Origin of the sequence: Lentzea aerocolonigenes (genome assembly GCF_000974445.1) — a bacterium.
GTDB lineage: Bacteria > Actinomycetota > Actinomycetes > Mycobacteriales > Pseudonocardiaceae > Lentzea > Lentzea aerocolonigenes.
Genome location: NZ_BBOJ01000010.1, coordinates 345,435 through 360,952, shown reverse-complemented (window position 1 = coordinate 360,952; position 15,518 = coordinate 345,435). Strand labels below are relative to the sequence as shown.

General features: G+C 68.0%; 20 protein-coding genes. 11 read left to right on the top strand and 9 right to left on the bottom strand.

All coding sequences use genetic code 11. The annotated features are described in order from the left end of the window. From AOM45_RS21300 to AOM45_RS21285, 4 genes are all read left to right on the top strand, one after another. A partial coding sequence (locus AOM45_RS21300; protein WP_156249736.1) for a transposase occupies positions 1–617 on the top strand: 617 nt, incomplete at its 5' end. 398 nt (positions 618–1,015) lie between these two features. Then, positions 1,016–1,333 carry a hypothetical protein gene (locus AOM45_RS21295; protein WP_030469000.1) on the top strand — a complete coding sequence of 106 codons (318 nt, stop codon included), beginning with the start codon at positions 1,016–1,018 and terminating at the stop codon, positions 1,331–1,333. Positions 1,334–1,378: 45 nt separating this feature from the next. Then, complete coding sequence (locus AOM45_RS21290; RefSeq protein WP_030469001.1) at positions 1,379–1,816, top strand: hypothetical protein; 438 nt, start codon at positions 1,379–1,381, stop codon at positions 1,814–1,816. After that, positions 1,816–2,160 carry a hypothetical protein gene (locus AOM45_RS21285; protein WP_156093947.1) on the top strand — a complete coding sequence of 115 codons (345 nt, stop codon included), beginning with the start codon at positions 1,816–1,818 and terminating at the stop codon, positions 2,158–2,160. Before AOM45_RS21290 ends, AOM45_RS21285 begins: the two co-directional genes overlap by 1 nt. A 49-nt stretch (positions 2,161–2,209) precedes the next feature. Here the strand turns inward: AOM45_RS21285 and AOM45_RS21280 are convergent, their stop codons facing one another. The 5 genes from AOM45_RS21280 to AOM45_RS21260 all read right to left on the bottom strand — a co-directional run bounded on the left by AOM45_RS21280 (position 2,210) and on the right by AOM45_RS21260 (position 3,981). Beyond that, entirely contained in the window at positions 2,210–2,692 is a 483-nt protein-coding gene (locus AOM45_RS21280; protein WP_030469003.1) for a hypothetical protein, read from the bottom strand. 67 nt (positions 2,693–2,759) lie between these two features. Continuing rightward, positions 2,760–3,065 (bottom strand): hypothetical protein, encoded by a 306-nt coding sequence (locus AOM45_RS21275; RefSeq protein ID WP_156093948.1) that lies wholly within the window; start codon positions 3,063–3,065, stop codon positions 2,760–2,762. Then, positions 3,046–3,279 carry a hypothetical protein gene (locus tag AOM45_RS21270; protein WP_156093949.1) on the bottom strand — a complete coding sequence of 78 codons (234 nt, stop codon included), beginning with the start codon at positions 3,277–3,279 and terminating at the stop codon, positions 3,046–3,048. The genes AOM45_RS21275 and AOM45_RS21270 overlap by 20 nt, the downstream gene beginning before the upstream one ends. 32 nt (positions 3,280–3,311) lie before the next feature. Continuing rightward, positions 3,312–3,554: a hypothetical protein gene (locus tag AOM45_RS21265; protein WP_030469006.1), complete on the bottom strand. Its 243-nt coding sequence runs from the start codon at positions 3,552–3,554 to the stop codon at positions 3,312–3,314. 103 nt (positions 3,555–3,657) lie between these two features. After that, the gene (locus tag AOM45_RS21260) at positions 3,658–3,981 is read right to left on the bottom strand and encodes a hypothetical protein (RefSeq protein WP_030469007.1); all 324 of its coding nucleotides are present in this window, start codon (positions 3,979–3,981) and stop codon (positions 3,658–3,660) included. Positions 3,982–4,192: 211 nt separating this feature from the next. Here AOM45_RS21260 and AOM45_RS21255 point away from each other — a divergent pair, with 211 nt between their 5' ends. From AOM45_RS21255 to AOM45_RS21235, 5 genes are all read left to right on the top strand, one after another. After that, positions 4,193–5,077, top strand: a complete 885-nt coding sequence (locus AOM45_RS21255) for a helix-turn-helix domain-containing protein (protein WP_051783876.1) — start codon at positions 4,193–4,195, stop codon at positions 5,075–5,077. A 24-nt stretch (positions 5,078–5,101) separates the two neighbouring features. Next, positions 5,102–5,305 carry a DUF397 domain-containing protein gene (locus AOM45_RS21250; RefSeq protein WP_030469009.1) on the top strand — a complete coding sequence of 68 codons (204 nt, stop codon included), beginning with the start codon at positions 5,102–5,104 and terminating at the stop codon, positions 5,303–5,305. A gap of 326 nt (positions 5,306–5,631) precedes the next feature. Next, a complete protein-coding gene (locus AOM45_RS21245) occupies positions 5,632–5,850 on the top strand; it encodes a DUF8847 domain-containing protein (RefSeq protein ID WP_030469010.1) in 219 nt (72 codons plus the stop codon). A gap of 88 nt (positions 5,851–5,938) precedes the next feature. Continuing rightward, positions 5,939–6,856 (top strand): DUF1996 domain-containing protein, encoded by a 918-nt coding sequence (locus AOM45_RS21240; protein ID WP_051783877.1) that lies wholly within the window; start codon positions 5,939–5,941, stop codon positions 6,854–6,856. 88 nt (positions 6,857–6,944) lie between these two features. After that, positions 6,945–7,634, top strand: coding sequence for a DUF6319 family protein (locus AOM45_RS21235; protein WP_030469012.1), 690 nt, complete (start codon positions 6,945–6,947; stop codon positions 7,632–7,634). Between the two features lie 258 nt (positions 7,635–7,892). Here AOM45_RS21235 and AOM45_RS21230 read toward each other — a convergent pair whose 3' ends face one another. Beyond that, the gene (locus tag AOM45_RS21230; RefSeq protein WP_051783878.1) at positions 7,893–9,989 is read right to left on the bottom strand and encodes an ATP-binding protein; all 2,097 of its coding nucleotides are present in this window, start codon (positions 9,987–9,989) and stop codon (positions 7,893–7,895) included. Positions 9,990–10,010: 21 nt separating this feature from the next. Next, positions 10,011–11,513, bottom strand: coding sequence for an alpha/beta fold hydrolase (locus tag AOM45_RS21225; protein WP_236703786.1), 1,503 nt, complete (start codon positions 11,511–11,513; stop codon positions 10,011–10,013). Positions 11,514–11,650: 137 nt separating this feature from the next. Here AOM45_RS21225 and AOM45_RS21220 point away from each other — a divergent pair, with 137 nt between their 5' ends. Further along, positions 11,651–12,520, top strand: coding sequence for an EamA family transporter (locus AOM45_RS21220; RefSeq protein ID WP_030469015.1), 870 nt, complete (start codon positions 11,651–11,653; stop codon positions 12,518–12,520). Here the strand turns inward: AOM45_RS21220 and AOM45_RS21215 are convergent. Together AOM45_RS21215 and AOM45_RS21210 are read right to left on the bottom strand one after the other, a co-directional pair. Further along, positions 12,517–13,581, bottom strand: a complete 1,065-nt coding sequence (locus AOM45_RS21215) for an ATP-dependent DNA ligase (protein ID WP_030469016.1) — start codon at positions 13,579–13,581, stop codon at positions 12,517–12,519. The two genes, AOM45_RS21220 and AOM45_RS21215, sit on opposite strands and share 4 nt — an antisense overlap. A gap of 17 nt (positions 13,582–13,598) precedes the next feature. Further along, entirely contained in the window at positions 13,599–14,243 is a 645-nt protein-coding gene (locus AOM45_RS21210; protein ID WP_236703785.1) for a dihydrofolate reductase family protein, read from the bottom strand. A gap of 66 nt (positions 14,244–14,309) precedes the next feature. On the opposite strand from AOM45_RS21210, the gene zapE reads away from it, so the two are divergent. Beyond that, positions 14,310–15,299, top strand: coding sequence for a cell division protein ZapE (gene zapE / locus AOM45_RS21205; RefSeq protein ID WP_030469018.1), 990 nt, complete (start codon positions 14,310–14,312; stop codon positions 15,297–15,299). Positions 15,300–15,518 lie beyond the last annotated feature (219 nt).

The window sequence follows — 15,518 nt, the reverse complement described above, 5'->3', positions numbered from 1 at the left end:
TCTTCAGCTACGAGTTGTGGTGCCAGGCGCGGCAGACCGAGGCTGAGCTGGTCTGGCGTATATCCGATAACGTCGATGTGCCGGTGCTGGAATGGCTGCCGGATGGGTCCTATCGAGCCGAGCTGCTGCCCAAGAACATGAAGTCCGACCTCAAGCGAGGCAGGCGGCGCAGTGTCCCCGACGAGGCGCGGATTGCCGTGCGAGTGGTCGAGTACATGGTCACCAACCGGGGTGGCAAAGCCGAGACGATCAGGCTGATCACCTCGATCATGGACCACGAGCTCGCCCCGGCGGCGGAGCTGGCGGCGTTGTATCGGCAGCGCTGGGAGTTCGAGCTCACGCTGGACGAGGTCGAGACCCATCAGATGCCGCACCATCGGCTGCTGCGGTCGAAGACACCGGAGCTGGTGCGGCAGGAGATCTGGGCGCTGCTGCTGACCCACTACGCGGTCCGTGACCTGATGCTCGAGGCCGCCGAGGACATGGATGCCGATGACGGCCTGGACGTCGACGAGTTGTCGTTCGTCCGCAGTCTCAACGCCGTGCGCCGCCAGGTCACCAACCAGGCGGGTTTTTCCCCCTCACCGGTTGAAGAAAGCGACAGCCGAGACGATTGAGGAGATTCGGCACCGTCGCAGTCGTGGACGCCGGCACCGCTCCTATCCCCGCGTGGTTAAACGAGTCCGGTCAGGAGACAAGGTGATCAAGCGGGCCACCCACACGGGAACTCGCCACAATATGCCGCCCGAGCTGCACATATTCGGCAGGGTCGCTTAACTTAGCGGCATTGCTCTGGATCGGCGGGGACGGTCGCGGCCTCCGACAACTGGCAGATCTACACCAAGCAGGTCAGCACGATGGAGAGTCTCTTCACGAGGCGAACGATGCAGACCGGTCTGACCCCTGGCGCCACCGGCACCGTGACCATGCAACATCGCAATTCAAATGGCAGTACGTCATGCACCTTTAACCACCGGCAGCTCTTGATCGAGCCCGTTCCGGCTTAAGGAGAGCAATGAGCTACACCCAGAATTCACCGAGTTTCGAAGCGATTCGGTGGGTAGAAACCAACCAGTCCGACTTCGAAGATTTCGTCGACAACCTCGTCGGGGCCTTCAATCCGCCCATCACCTGGACGATTCTGGTCGGAGCGGGAAGCCCTGAAGCGGAAGGTTCCCTGCTCGCTTGGGGCTACCAGACCCCCGTGGACTTCGGCGTCCCAGTCGGACATTGGCTCATCTACGGTCCGATGTGGGGTGGCCAGAAGGAACAGGCCCAGTTCTTCGTGCTCTCAAACGAGCAGTTCGTCGAGCAGTTCACAGCGGCCGAGTGACGAGGCGCGCGACCGAGCCGCACTACTGATGACCACGGGGAAACCATGAAGCTCATCCCATCCGGACGGGAACCGTTCCAGATCACCGTGCTCGCCGCGGTCGTCCTCTACGGACTCGCCGCCCTCGCGGACTTCAACAGGTTCGCGACGAGCACGCTGAGGGTGTTCCCGGACCCCTGGGGCAGAGTCTTCATCGCCGGGTTCGCCCTCTCGGCCTTCGCGGCGCTGGCTGGCATGATCATGGGCAACGTCTCGGGCGTGTTGATCGAGCGCATCGGCTTGTGGCCGTTGGCCGGCATCGGGGCGTGGTACGGCCTCTGGTCCCTCGGGGTCAACGGCAGCCGAGCCCTTGGATTCGCGGCGTTCCTGTTCGCGCTGGCTATCGCGTCGATCTGCCGGATCTGGAAGATCCGCCGCGCGAAGCAACTCTCAGGCGTGGCGGCCGAGCTCGTCGCCAGAGCCCCCGATGAAAGGACGAGCTGATGGCCCTTCCAGAGTGGGTTGGCTACGTGGGCGCGCTGCTCGGCGGCGGGGGACTGACAGGTGGCGGCATCGCGGCGCTGAAGTTCAAGTCGGAGAAGCGCAAGCTCGAAGCCGACGCGGCACAGGTGCTCACCGCGAGCTCCGTGGACTACGCGGTGAAGGTCAGCGAGCGCCTGGACAAGCTCGCCGACAAGGTCGACCGCATGGAAGACGAGCAGGACCGCCAGCGCGAGCTCCTCCAGGTCCACCACGAGTGGGACCTCGAAGTCGTCAGCACCGTGCGGGGGCTCGGTGGCACCGTGCCCAACCCGCCACCGCTGTTCCTCGCGAGCAAGGCGTCCTGACAGCAACGAGCCCCGACCAGCACGGGTCGGGGCAGGTCGTTACTCGGGGTCAAGCACCTTCTTCGCCGTTCGCCCATGAGACAAACGTCTTCGCGATCTCTCGGGGGTCGGAAGACTCGAACGGGAACATGATCCGGTTCTCGGCCTTCGGGACTGCACCCCCGAGCATCATGGCGAAGTTGAACTGATCCTTCGCGATGGAGAACAAGCCCGCCGAGTTCAGCCACAGCGTGGCTGAGCGCTTCGAACCGGTGTAGATGAACCTCAACTCGGACGAGGCCTTGGACGGCGGCACCTCGACCTCGAAGCCCAAGTCCCGCACCAGGAACTCGGCGACATCAGGGGCAGGCGACTTGCGGTCGTACCTCCTGTAGCGCTCGAAACGGTCGAGCACCTCAGGTGTGAACGAGGGGTCTTCCGTTGAGCTCTGCTCGATCACCGGCAACTGCACCAACATCTCGGTGCCGTCCTCGGGTCTCACGATCTTGACTTCGGTGCACCCCAGGGGGAGCGTTACGGTCAGTAGCGTCATATGGACGACAGTACGCCTTAATTCCCGCAATTGCCAGGTTTTGCTCCTATGTGCGGGTATCCGCAGGTCAATGGCGATTGCGGTTCCAGAACTTGTGCACGAGGTAGGCCGTGACGAGGGCGACGACGACGTGCATCGCGCCTCGCTTGGTCGCGCCGGGGCTCCGCTCCTCCTTCTTGTGGAACGTGAACCAGATGCCCCACGCGCCGCCCAGCATCATCGGCATCCACACGTAGGGCGCCGAACCCCAGCCCCGGCTCGTCATCGCGAAGAACGAGAAGATGAACGCGAGCCACAGCAGGGCGACGCCGAGCCACGCGAAGATGGCGTACGGCCCGTCCAAGAACCTGGTCTTATTGCTGCCCTGCGGCATCGTGGTCTCCTCCGGTGCGGGGACGATCGGGAAGTGGCTTGGGGAGCCGCTGAGCGTTCAGCAGCTCGATGTCGACGACGCACACGAACTCGACGGCCGGCGGAGGTGGACCACCCGCGAGGTCGGCCCTGCGCGCCTCGTGACCGCACGCGGCCTTGAGCGAGTGGGACTCCGCGGCCTCGACCTGGTCGGCTCGGTAGGCATGCCAGATCACCGAATGGTGGGCTCGGAGCCACAGGTGGCGGTTCACGGCGCCTTGTCCTGCGCGGACTTCGAGTCGTCGTAGGTCGAGACGTAGTTGTCGAAGTGCTCCTCAAGGCGTGCCGCCTGGTGCTGGCCGAGCTTGAGCAAGCAGTCGTGGCAGTAGGAGCCGTACTCCTCGCGCACCAGCTTGTCGCGGATGACGAGCTTCTCGCAGGCGGCTTCGTAGATGCCGTCCTCGGGCTCCTCACCCTCGTCGTGCACGTAGAGGTGGTTCTGTGCGTCCACGGCCGAGTGCCACCAGATGTGCCCGGGTAGGGCTGGCATCGTCATGAACGACGCCCGAAGAACGTGCGCTCGATCCAGTCGTCGAGGCGGTTGAGCAGGCGCCTCACGAGGCCCTCGCGTGGCGGGGAGGCGTGGTGATGTGTCCGCCGACTGTCGGGGAGGTCATCGACGGACACACCACGCGCCGATCCGGCCCGGTCAGGGGGCGGTCACGAACCGGAACGACGGGCTTGAGCTTCTTCTCGCTGGTCAGGTTCTGCTTCCAGGTCGAAGCATCCTGAGCCATCCGCAGGGCGATCTGCTTGCAACGCTGCACCTCATGGCGCCTACGCAACCAGCCCTGCAACCAGGTCAGCAGCGCCGCGACCACGGCGATGGCTGCCCCACCTCCGATGACGGTGAGAACAGCGAGCTGACCTGCGTTCATGACGAACTACCTCCGGTGCGGGTATGGCCCGCCCTGGGCCGCAACTGTGACGAATTGGCCCAGGACGGGTGCTCTGCGACACCTGAACAGGCAGGCATCCGAGCAAGTCGACCATAAACCTGCACGTGCAGGTTGCACAGGCGCCCGATCGGGCGAACTGCGATCCACCGGGGATCGGGCAGACTGTTCGCGATCAGGAGGAGATACACCGATGACGCAGGGTCCGTCCGACTACAAGAAGAACCTCGGCAAGCGCCTGGGTGAGCTGATGACCAGCGCAGGCGTCAGCAAGCTCCAGGTCGCCGAGGTGCTCGACTGCTCCGAGTCGAAGGTGGCTCGGATCCTGCGTGGCGGTGTCGGCGTCAACCCGTCTGACCTGGACAAGTTCCTCGACCTGCTCAAGGTGCGCGGCAAGGAACGTGAGGAGCTCAAGCACCTCGGCAAGGAGGCGAAGCGCCGTCGGCCTCCGACGCCGTGGGGCAGCGCCGTGCCGGACAGCCTGCGCAAGTACTTCGGCACCGAGGAGTCCGCGACGCTGATCCGGGCGTACGACCCGGAGCTCGTGCACGGCCTGGTGCAGACCAAGACCTACGCGCGGACCGTGATCGAGGCCAGCCCGCTGCATCGTCCTGGCGACGTGCCTCGTCTCGTGGAGGCTCGCGCGTGGCGTCAGAAGCTCCTCGACGAGCGGCTGAACAGCGAGCACCCACCGCAGCTGCACCTGGTGTTCAGCGAGGGCGCGCTCTGGCGCACCGTCGGCGGTCCGGACGCCATGCGGGAGCAGATCCACCACCTCATCGAGCTGAGCAAGCGCAAGCGCGCCAACGACAAGAAGCGCAACGAGCCTGGACCGGTCGTCATCCAGGTCGTTCCGTTCAAGGCCGGTGCACACGCCGCGACCGGCTTCCCGTTCACCTTGTTCACGTCACCGGACGACACGGTCGTGGCCTACACCGAGAACGTGACCGACGGGCTCTTCGTCTCCGAGGCTGGCCGCATCGAGTCCTACGAGCTGACGTGGCGAGCATTGATGACCAGCGCTTTGTCGCCGTCCGCCTCGGTCAAGCTGCTCGATACTGTTGCCAGGCAACTGTGACGGCAAGACGAGGAGGTGCGGGCCATGATCCCGGACCTGAGTACAGCGACCTGGCGCAAGTCCAGTCGCTCTGGTGGCAACGGAGGTCAATGCGTCGAGCTGGCCTTGGTCGGCGAGAGGACCTTTGCCCGCGACAGCAAGAACGTCGAGGGTTCCGTGCTGAGCTTCAGCACGGGTGCGTGGGGGCTTTTCCTCGACGCGGCAAAGGACAATCGATTCGACGGTTGATCACGACCGTGAAGCGACCCCTTGGAACACAGGAGCCAAGGGGTCGCTTCATGTCGAAACGCCGCACGACACGCCGATTTGGAAAGATCTTGGAAAACCGGCCTGAAACTCGCCCGACAACCCTCCGTACAATGGTTGTCCCAGGTCAGCATTTTGCCTGGTGAGCACAATGGACCTCTCCTAGGCACCCCGAAGATGCCGGGCGAGCCGATGCGGGTGCAGCCTTCGCGTGCCCGCAAACAGGACTGAGTGAGCCAACCGGCTGTATCGGGAACGGATCGAGTGGCCGACCTCGTAGACTGGGAGGAACGCGAGAGGAGGTCGCCATGTCCCAGCCGTACGTCGTGCGGTACGTCGGCGGTCCCCTCGACGGCCGGGTCGACTCGCTGCCGTCCACGCCGGATGACCCGAAGCAGACCGTGACGTACGTGCACCTGCACGGCGGTCCGAAGATCGTGCACATCTACGAGCTGTCGTACGCCGTCGAGTACGGCTGTGAGTACCGGCTGCGGGCCGAGGAAGCGGAGCCCGACGTCATCGGGTGAGCAAGCCTCACGTAGACATCTGCTGGCAACTGGGTTTACCGTTTGTCATGAGAGCGCTCTCACACATCGTGGTGCGAGAGGAGTTTCCATGCACGTGCGGATTCGAGGTGCGATCGGCATCGCGGCGGTGGCGGTGTCGCTCGTGGCGGCGGGACTCGTCGTGGGACAGCGGCCGGCGGTGTCGCACGCGGGGCACAGCCACGTCTACAGCGCCGAGCAGGCGCGGGCGATGGTGGAGCAGCAGGCTGTTCCGGGGTCGGAGTTCCGGGTCACCTGCGCGTCCAGTCATCGCAGGCAGGACGACCCGATCGTGTTCCAGAACCAGTCGGGCGTCTCACACATGCACGAGTTCTTCGGCAACAGGACGACGGACGCGTTCTCCACGCTGACGTCGTTGCGGGCCGGGGCGACGAACTGCAACCCGGTCTCGGACAAGTCGGCTTATTGGGTGCCGACGCTTTACAAGAACGGTCAGGCGGTCGCGCCCGACAGCGTGACGATCTACTACCAGGGCATTCACGACCGGACGCGGGCCGTCGCGCATCCGCAGGGGCTGCGGTACGTGGTGGGCAACGCGAAAGCGACGTCACCGGACCAGAACCCCGCGGCGCGGTGGTCGTGCACGACGCAGTCGCCGTCGAACCGCGACTTCCTGAACTGCCCGCCCGGCACCAAGGTCGAGACGTACCTGGACTTCCCGACGTGCTGGAACGGGAGGGACCTCGACTCGGCGAACCACCGCGACCACATGGCTTTCGCGGTGGGGCTGGTCTGCCCGTCGTCGCATCCCGTGGTGGTGCCGCGGCTGGAGTTCCTGATCACCTATCCGGTGAACGGCACCGGGTTGTCGTTGGGAGGCACGCTCAACGGCGCCAACGTGACGAGTGCGCCCGGCTACACCTTCCACGGTGACTTCATGAACGCGTGGGACCCGGCGGAGCTGGAACGGCGGGTCCGCAACTGCATCAACGCCGGCTACATCTGCGGGGTCGACGGCAACCCGTAACGATCTTGCTGCCGACCCGGTGCTCAGAAATGTCAGGGGTATGCGGCATGCTGGGGCACAGGTGTTCGAACGGTGGGGAGGCAGCGCGATGGCGAAGAAGAGCGGGCTGTCGGCGGAGGACGTCGACAGCCTGCGCTCGCAACTGGACGGAGGCACCCAGCCGCTGGTGTGGTTCACGGCGGCCGCGGTGGGGATGGAGGCGGGGAGGTCGGCGAAGCTGCTGGCGTTCACCGACCCGGAAGAGGGTGACTTCATCCAGGTCAGGCCGACGGGCTCGAAGGACGAGATGTCCTTCTCCCCGGCCGAGCTGACGCTGGAGAAGCCCCCGCCGCGCAAGAAGCCGGCGACCCCACCTCCTGCGCCGCCGGAGCCGCCGCGCGAGACTGAGATCATTCACCCCTACGTTCCGGAGGCGCCGGTGAAGCCCGCGGCCCCCAAGCCGAAACCCGCTGCCGCACCAGTCGAACAGGCGGCTCCGAAGCCCGCGGCGCGCAAGCCGTCCTCGAAGGGCGCCACACCCGAGGTCACCGTGACGCTGGTGACGGCGGGCGAGGGCGAGTGGACCGTCGAGGTGCTGCAGGGCACCCGCAAGGCCATCCGCCCGACCCCGGTGTCCCCGGCCGCCGTGGCCCAGGCCGCGAAGCTGCTCACGCCGGAGGTCGCCGAGATCGTCGAGGGCGTCCTGAACGCGGCGCGTGCCCAGCAACTGGCCCGGGTGGAGCAGTTGCGCGCCGAACTGGAGGCAGCGCAGAAGGCTCTGGACGACCTGGGCGCGTAGCGAAGTCACGTGCTGCCACGGCTCGGGTGGTGTCGCCGCGCGTTCGGGTGAGAGGGGTTCCCAGGGCTGGTGCCGGGGCGGACCGTGGGGTGCGCGGATGTCCCGCGCAGGTCCGGCTTGGAGGACGGGGAGGCCCTGATGGGTACGTGTGGGTGCTGTTCCGGGTGCACGGGTCCCGGCTGCGGCTGCTGTTCCAGCTGCTGACACGAAGTTCGCTCGGGGAGCCTCCCGCTCCGGCCAGGCGGGAAGCTCCCCTTGTCACGTCTGGTCGAGGTCTTGCAGCATCCTCGCCACGTCGGCGGCCTGAGGCGCACCGAGATCGCTGAAAGTGTCGAGAGCTTCCGCCCACACCTCCCGTGCCCGGCCCGTCTCGCCCAGCCGCGCCAGGATCTTTCCCAGGCAGAGCAGGATGTCCGCCTCGCCGCGCCGGTCGCCGATCTCCCTTCGGACGACCAGCGACTCCCGGTACGCCTCCATCGCCTCGTCCAGCCGGTCGAGCTGCTCGTAGGTGGCCGCGATGCTGTGGAGGGCGAAGCCCTGCCCGTGCAGATCGCCGATCTCGCGCCTGAGTTCGAGTGACCTGGTCAGGTGGTCGAGCGACTCGTCGAAGCGTCCGAGATCGCGATAGGTGGAACCCATCCGGTTCAGCGTGACCGCGAGACCGCGCGGATTGTCACTTTCGAGCCGGAGCGCGAGTGCCTCCCGGTGGCACTCGAGCGCGGCCTCGACGTTGCCCTGCTTGCGGTAGGTGGAGCCGAGCATGTCGAGACATCCCGGGCTCCGGCGGATCGCGAGCGACTCCTCGAAGAGGGCGGCGGCCTCGTCGAAGCGCTGGAGGTCGTAGTACGCGACGCCGAGCGACCTGATGATCCAGGCGCAGGTCGAGTCGTCGTTGACGAGGCGGGCGGACGCCAGCCCGATCTCGTAGGTGGCGATCCAGTCGATCCACGGTTTGCGCAGGTCGTAGTAGCTCCACAGGGCCCAGGGGAACGCGGCCGCCAGCCAGTGTTCGCCGAGCTGGTGAGCGCACCGGGTCGCTGCCGCGAGGTTGGCGGCCTCGGCCTCGCACCACGCCAGTGCTTCACCGCGGGTGGTGAAGGGCGCGACCGGCTGTTCCGGCAACTGGATCCGAGGTGCCCTGAGCAGTGGCAGGAGAAGGTTGTCGGCGGTCATCGCGCAGTGGAGGTACCAGTGGAGCATGCGCTGGGCAGCCGCGAGCCGGAGTTCGGCAGGCTCCTCCGACTCGGCGAGCTCGGCCGCGTAGAGGCGCAACACGTCGTGGAACCGGTACCTGCCGGAACCGTTCGCCTGGATCAGGTGTGCCCCCGCAAGGGCCTGGAGGAGCCGTTTCGCTTGGGGCAGCGCGACATCGGCGAGTGCGGCGGCCACGTGCACGCCGAAGTCGGGGCCTGGGTGCAGGCCCAGCAACCGGAACAGCCGCGCGCCGGCGGGCGGCAGGTTTCGGTACGACCACGAGAAGACCGCGCGGACGGCGGTGCTCGCGTCGCCGTCGTCGTCGGACAGCAGGTCCAGGCGGCTGCGTTCGTCCTGCAGTTCGGTGGTGAGCTCGCTCAGCGCGAGCCCCGGTTCGGCCGCGGCTCGTTCACCTGCCACGCGCGACGCCAGCGGCAACCGGCCGCACTGGCCGATCAGGGTCGCGGAGGCCTCCGGTTCGGCGTCGACCCGGTCCGCGCCGACGACATCGCGGAGCAGACGCAGGGACTCGTTGCGGGACAACAGGTCCAGGGTCAGTCGCTGGGCGCCGTTGCGGGCGACGAGGCCCGCGAGACCGCTGCGGCTGGTGACGAGGGCGAAGCAGCTGCTCGAACCGGGCAGGAGCGGGCGCACCTGGTCCGGTGAGCTCGCGTTGTCGAGCACGACCAGCACCCGGCGTCCGTCGAGGAGCGAGCGGTAGAGCGCTGCCTGGTCGTCCAACCGAGGCGGAATCGCGTCACCGGACACACCGAGCGCGTGGAGAAAGCCTTCCAGCGCTTGGGCGGGCTGGACCGGTGCGCCGGGGGAGTAGCCGAGCAGGTCGACGTACAGCTGGCCGTCGGGGAAGTGGTCACGTACCCGGTGGGCCCAGCGCACCGCCAAAGCGGTCTTGCCGACGCCTGCTGTGCCGGCGATCGCGCAGATGACCACCGCCGCGGGTTCTTCGGTCAGCAGCGCGTCGAGCTGCTCGAGCTCGTTCTCCCGGCCACTGAACTGCCGGACGTCAGCGGGGAGCTGGTGCGGCACCACCGGGCGGATGGCCGGCTGCGGCTGGTGCAGGTACAGATCACCGTGGACGTCCCGGACCTGCACGACGTTGTTCGCGGTGCCGTGGAGCTGGTTCGTCGGCTGGTCCCCCATACCCGTCGAGGCTACGGAGTATCAGGGCGGGCAGACGGTGCCGTTCGACGGCACCTTCGCGTCGATCAGGTAGTCGCGCACCGCCGTCGTGGCGCAACCGGACAGGGCCAGCGCACCGTGCCCGCTGCCCTGCCACCCGATCAACGCCGACCCCGGCAGCCGCTGCGCCGTGTGCTCAGTGCCGGGCGCGGGCGTCGCCGGGTCGTTGGCCGTGCTGAGCACCACGATCGGCGGCGCGCTCTTCAACGGATCGAGCTTCTCGGCCTTGGGCGGCGGGAACGGGTTGCAGTGCAGCAGCTGGCGGGCGAACACGGCACCGAACAGCGCGTGCTTGCTCTGCCAGTCGGCGGCGAGTGCCTTCACGCGGTCCGGCGGGATGCGCGTGGCGGTGTCGTTGCAGCCGATGATCAGGCCCGCGTCGAAGCGCGGCGGGTTCTCGTCGAGGTCGTTCACCAGCGGGCCGAGGAAGTCGAACAGGCCGCTGGCGTCACCGGCGCGCGCCTTCACCACCGCGTCGGCCAGCGCGGGCCAGCGCGAGCGTTCGGCGAGGCCCGCGAGGACCGCGTTCAGCGCGGAGCCTGGCGTCAGGTCCACGTACTCGCCGCGGACACGCGTCGTGCGCAGCTGCGCCAGGAGCGCCTTCACGTCCTCGCGGGGGTTGGCCAGCGCACAGCCGCGGGTCTTGCAGTCCTTGGCGAACTCGTCGAACGTCGTCTCGGCCGCGACCGCACGGGACTCGAGGACGCCGACCTGGTCGAGCGTCGGGTCCGGGGCGCCGTCGAGCACGATGCGGCCGATGCGGTTCGGGTAGCGCTGGGCGTAGGTCGTGACGACGCGCGAGCCCTCGCCGAGACCGATGGCGTTGAGACGGTCGATGCCGAGGTAGTCGCGGAGTCGTTCGAGGTCGGCGGCCGCGCGCCAGGAGTCGAACGCGGTCAGCCTGCCCTCCAGGTCGAGCACGCACTCCTGCGACGCCTCACCCGCGGCGACGACGAGGTTCGACTGCTCAGTTTCGGCGGGGTCGTACTCGACGAGCTGCGCGCGCGTTGCCTGCGGTACGCACGAAATGCCGTCCGAACGGCCCGTGCCGCGCCTGTCCACGCCGATGATCGTGTACGTGCTGAGGAGATCCTTCGGCAACGACGCCGCGAGGCGCGCCGCCTTCACCGTGCCGGGCTCACCGCCGGGGTCGTTGACCACCACCAACGCGCTCTTGCCCGTGCCGACGCGCATCAACGCGATGCCGAGCGTGCCGCGTCCCGGACGTCCCGGCGGGTCGAGCACCACGGTCATGCGCGCGCACTCGTAGGTCTGGTCACCCTGGGGAGGATTGGCGCCGATGCGGTCCTTCATCTGTTCGTTGCACGGTGCCCACGCCAGCGAGTCCTTCTTGTACTCGTCCAGCGGCGGCACGGGCTGCGGGCCCGCGAGCGCGCTCTGGTCGACGGGCTGGTTCTCCTCGCCCTTGACCGCGATCACCGGCCGGGTCGAAGGTCCCGCGCTGCACGCCGTCAGCACGCTCACTGCCAGAAGGGCCAAGGCAGCGCGACGCACAGATGTCCTCACTCTCGTTCACACTCCGGGAAGGTGAGCGTCGCATGTTCGAGGTGAGAAAAGAGTGAGTCGGATATTCGGGTGACACCGTGAGTCAGGATGGGCGCATGGCTCACGCGGATCGGCTCCCCGTCGCGAGGCTCATGGGCGGCATCCCGCCGACCGCACTCGTGCTGCTCGGGATCGTCAGCGTGCAGGTCGGCGCGGCCATCGCGAAGCAGCTGTTCGCGGTCGCGGGTTCGGCGGGCACCGTCACGTTGCGCCTGGTCGTGGCCGCGCTGGTGCTGGTCCTGATCTGGCGGCCGTCGCTGCGGATGGACCGCCGCACGCTCGCCGTCGTCGTGAGCTACGGCGTGGTGCTGGCCGCGATGAACCTCTGCTTCTACGCGGCACTCGACCGCATCCCGCTCGGCGCGGCCGTGACCATCGAGTTCCTCGGCCCGCTCGCGGTGGCCGTCGCGGGTTCGCGGCGCTGGCTCGACGGCGTGTGGGTGCTGCTCGCGGGCACCGGTGTGGTGCTGCTCACGCGGGTCGAGGGCGGTCTGGTGTGGACGGGCGTGTTGTTCGCGCTGGCCGCCGGCGCGTGCTGGGCGGCGTACATCCTCGTGACGGCGAAGCTCGGCAGTCGGACGACCGACGGCAAGGGCCTCGCGCTCGCCATGGTGGTGGGTTCGGTCATCGCGCTGCCGTTCGGCATCTCGTCGGCGGGCACCGCGATCCTCGACCCGGTCGTGCTCGCGGCCGGGCTCGCCGTGGCGCTGATGTCGTCGGTGATCCCGTACTCGCTGGAGCTGGAGGCGTTGCGCCGCATGCCGCCGCGCGTGTTCGGGATCCTGATGTCGCTGGAGCCCGCGGTCGCGGCGGTGGCGGGTCTGGTGCTGCTCGGCGAGCACCTCAGGCCGGCGCAGTGGGTCGCCGTGTGCTGCGTCGTGATCGCGTCCGTCGGTGCGACCCGGTCGGCGAAACCCGAGGTCTAACGGGCCCGCAGCTCGCCCTTCAGCACCGAGGCCACGTCGTAGCGGGCCGGGATGTCGAGCTGGTCGTAGCGGCACGACAGCGGCTCGCGGTCCGGGCGCCACCGCGCGAACTGGCCGTTGTGCCGCAACCGCACGGGTTGCTCGCCCTCGGTCTGCGTGTAGTGGATCTCCAGCACCCGTTCGGGGCGCAACGCCACGTACTCGGCCTGCTTCCCGCGCCAGCGGTTGATCTCACCCGGAATCCGTTGTCCCGGAACGGGGTTCGCCCACGGGTGGTCGGCGGACTCGGTGATCAGCGGCGCGAGCTCCTCGGCCAACGAGCGGCGTTCGGCGGCCTTGAACGAGCCGCAGACCCCGATGTGGTGCAACACGTCGTTCGAGTCGTAGACGCCGAGCAGCAGCGAACCGACGGCCGTGCCGGGCTCGGTGTCCTTGTGCCAGCGCAGGCCCGCGAGCACGACGTCCGCGGTGCGGGCGTGCTTCACCTTGATCATCGAGCGCTTGCCCGGCGTGTACGGGCCGTCCGACGGCTTGCCCATCACGCCGTCCAGACCGGCGCCCTCGAACAGCGTGAACCACTGCCGTGCCGTCTCGACCGAGGTCGTCGCGGGCGTGATGTTGAGGCCGGGCAACGAGAGCAACGCCTCGCGCCGCGCGACCGTCGGCGACTCGAGCAGCACCTCGGACCCGAGCGCCAGCAGGTCGAACGCGACGAACGTGGCGGGCGTGGACTCCGACAGCATCGTCACGCGGGACGCCGCCGGGTGGATGCGCTCGGACAACGCGTCGAAGTCCAGCTCGTCGTTCTTCGCCACGACGAGCTCGCCGTCGACGACCACCCGGTCGGGCAGCACGTCGAGCATCGAGGCGACGACCTCCGGGAAGTAGCGGTTGAGCGGCTTGCCGCTGCGGGACTGCAGGAAGACCTCGTCGCCGGAGCGGAACACCACGCAGCGGAAACCGTCCCACTTGGGCTCGAACAGCAGGTCGGCAGTATCCGGTATACCGTCGACCGCGGTGGCGAGCATCGGTTGCAGAGGTGGTGTCAGCGGTAGGTCCACGCGGTCATCCTGCCTCTTCAGCTGGAATTTCGCCGCTGATACCGCAACAACAACACGTCCTCCGCGCGCAGGGCCGACGTGAGCTCCAGCTCCACCGGCGGCACCACCGGGCCGTGCGCGATCCGCGACGAGTCACCGACGGCGAGCAACGGCGAGATCGTCAGGTTCAGCGCGTCGACCAGTCCCTCCGCGATCATCGACCCGAACAGCCGCGGCCCGCCTTCCAGGTTGATCTTGTGGAGGCCTCGCGCCGCGAGCTCGGACACCGCCCGCGCGAGGTCGACCTCGTCCTCGCCGGCGACGATCACGTCGGCGGGCAGCGGCGGGAGCTCCGCGGCCGCGCAGGTGATCACGATCGGCGGCACCGCGGAGCCGGTGAACAGCGGCAGGTCCGGCGTCAGCGTCCCGCGCGCGGTCACCACGGCGATCGGCAGCCGTGCCGAGGGCCGGTAGCCCTCGATCAACACCGTTCCCGCTCCCACCAGCACGACGTCGGCCAGCTCGCGCCCGAGCGTGAAGATCCTCTTGTCCGCGGCCGACCCCAGCCCCGCGGACCGCCCGTCGACCGAGACGGCACCGTCCACGCTGGACACGAAGTTGGCGGTCACCCACGTCCGGTCCGGCGGATAGGCGTAGAGCGACTCGAGGGCTGTGTCGGTCATCTCAACGCCCGGTGAGGGCCACAACATCTGCACGGACCCATCCCATCACGCCGATAAGCTGCGGGCATGCGCTTGTCCGACCGGGATCCCCAGATCGGTGCCGACGAACTGATCGAGAACCTGGTGCCGCCACCGAGGTTCGACACCGTCAGCTTCGACACCTACCTCCCCAACCCGGACGAGCCGAGCCAGGCCGCCGCGGTCGAGGCGGGCCGCCTGTTCGCCGCGCGGGTCAGCCTCAAGCGCAAGAAGACGTGGTCGCTGTTCGGGTCGAAGGACGACGAGGGCAAGCTCGGCCTCTACCTCGACGGCGGCTTCGGCGTCGGCAAGACCCACCTGCTCGCGTCGCTGTGGCACGCCGTGCCGGGCCCCAAGGCGTACGGCACGTTCGTCGAGCTGACGAACCTCGTCGGCGTGCTGACGTTCCCCGAGGCCGTCCGACGCCTGAGCGGCCACAAGCTGCTCGCGATCGACGAGTTCGAGCTCGACGACCCCGGCGACACCATGCTCGTCACCCGCCTGATCAAGGAACTGACGGCGGCCGGCGTGTTCGTCGCCGCCACGTCCAACACGCTGCCGGACAAGCTCGGCGAGGGCCGCTTCGCCGCCGCCGACTTCCTGCGCGAGATCCAGTCGATGTCCTCGAAGTTCGACGTGGTCCGCGTCGACGGCCCGGACTACCGCCACCGCGGCCTGCCCGACGCCCCGCCGCCGATGTCGTCCGACGAGCTGGAGACCAGGGCCGCCGACACCGCGGGCTCGACCATCGACGACTTCGACGACCTGTGCAAGGCGCTCGCCCGCATCCACCCGTCGAAGTACGGCCGGCTCCTCGACGGCGTCACGGCCGTGCACCTCAAGGACGTCAAGCCGGCGCCGGACCAGAACGTCGGGCTGCGGCTCGTGGCGTTCGGCGACCGGCTCTACGACCGCGACATCCCGGTCGCGGTGTCCGGCCAGCCGCTGTCGGACCTGTTCACCGAGGAGATGCTCAAAGGCGGGTACCGGAAGAAGTACCTGCGGGCGGTCTCCCGGTTGGTCGCGCTAAGCCGCTGACCAGGGTCGGACGAGCCGTTCCAGCAGCGCCGGGAACAGCCACACGCCGGCCGCTCAGTGAGCTGACCTCGTCAGGTCCTCCTGGATCAGCGGCGTGCCTCGCGGGCGGTGACCTGCCGTGCATCGAGTCTCAGCGCGAGCTTCTTCGAGCACCCCGAAGAATGCGCGGAAGTGTGACTGATCGGGCGATCCCGAGTTTGACTCAGGCGGCGTTCGAGT

What these genes read in the sequence shown, in the direction of transcription:
- AOM45_RS21295 (WP_030469000.1), top strand. Translation starts at nt 1,016, where the DNA reads ATGAGCTACACCCAGAATTCACCGAGTTTCGAAGCGATTCGGTGGGTA.
- AOM45_RS21290 (WP_030469001.1), top strand. Translation starts at nt 1,379, where the DNA reads ATGAAGCTCATCCCATCCGGACGGGAACCGTTCCAGATCACCGTGCTC.
- AOM45_RS21285 (WP_156093947.1), top strand. Translation starts at nt 1,816, where the DNA reads ATGGCCCTTCCAGAGTGGGTTGGCTACGTGGGCGCGCTGCTCGGCGGC.
- AOM45_RS21280 (WP_030469003.1), bottom strand. Translation starts at nt 2,692, where the DNA reads ATGACGCTACTGACCGTAACGCTCCCCCTGGGGTGCACCGAAGTCAAG.
- AOM45_RS21275 (WP_156093948.1), bottom strand. Translation starts at nt 3,065, where the DNA reads ATGCCGCAGGGCAGCAATAAGACCAGGTTCTTGGACGGGCCGTACGCC.
- AOM45_RS21260 (WP_030469007.1), bottom strand. Translation starts at nt 3,981, where the DNA reads ATGAACGCAGGTCAGCTCGCTGTTCTCACCGTCATCGGAGGTGGGGCA.
- AOM45_RS21255 (WP_051783876.1), top strand. Translation starts at nt 4,193, where the DNA reads ATGACGCAGGGTCCGTCCGACTACAAGAAGAACCTCGGCAAGCGCCTG.
- AOM45_RS21250 (WP_030469009.1), top strand. Translation starts at nt 5,102, where the DNA reads ATGATCCCGGACCTGAGTACAGCGACCTGGCGCAAGTCCAGTCGCTCT.
- AOM45_RS21245 (WP_030469010.1), top strand. Translation starts at nt 5,632, where the DNA reads ATGTCCCAGCCGTACGTCGTGCGGTACGTCGGCGGTCCCCTCGACGGC.
- AOM45_RS21240 (WP_051783877.1), top strand. Translation starts at nt 5,939, where the DNA reads ATGCACGTGCGGATTCGAGGTGCGATCGGCATCGCGGCGGTGGCGGTG.
- AOM45_RS21235 (WP_030469012.1), top strand. Translation starts at nt 6,945, where the DNA reads ATGGCGAAGAAGAGCGGGCTGTCGGCGGAGGACGTCGACAGCCTGCGC.
- AOM45_RS21230 (WP_051783878.1), bottom strand. Translation starts at nt 9,989, where the DNA reads ATGGGGGACCAGCCGACGAACCAGCTCCACGGCACCGCGAACAACGTC.
- AOM45_RS21220 (WP_030469015.1), top strand. Translation starts at nt 11,651, where the DNA reads ATGGCTCACGCGGATCGGCTCCCCGTCGCGAGGCTCATGGGCGGCATC.
- AOM45_RS21210 (WP_236703785.1), bottom strand. Translation starts at nt 14,243, where the DNA reads ATGACCGACACAGCCCTCGAGTCGCTCTACGCCTATCCGCCGGACCGG.
- zapE (WP_030469018.1), top strand. Translation starts at nt 14,310, where the DNA reads ATGCGCTTGTCCGACCGGGATCCCCAGATCGGTGCCGACGAACTGATC.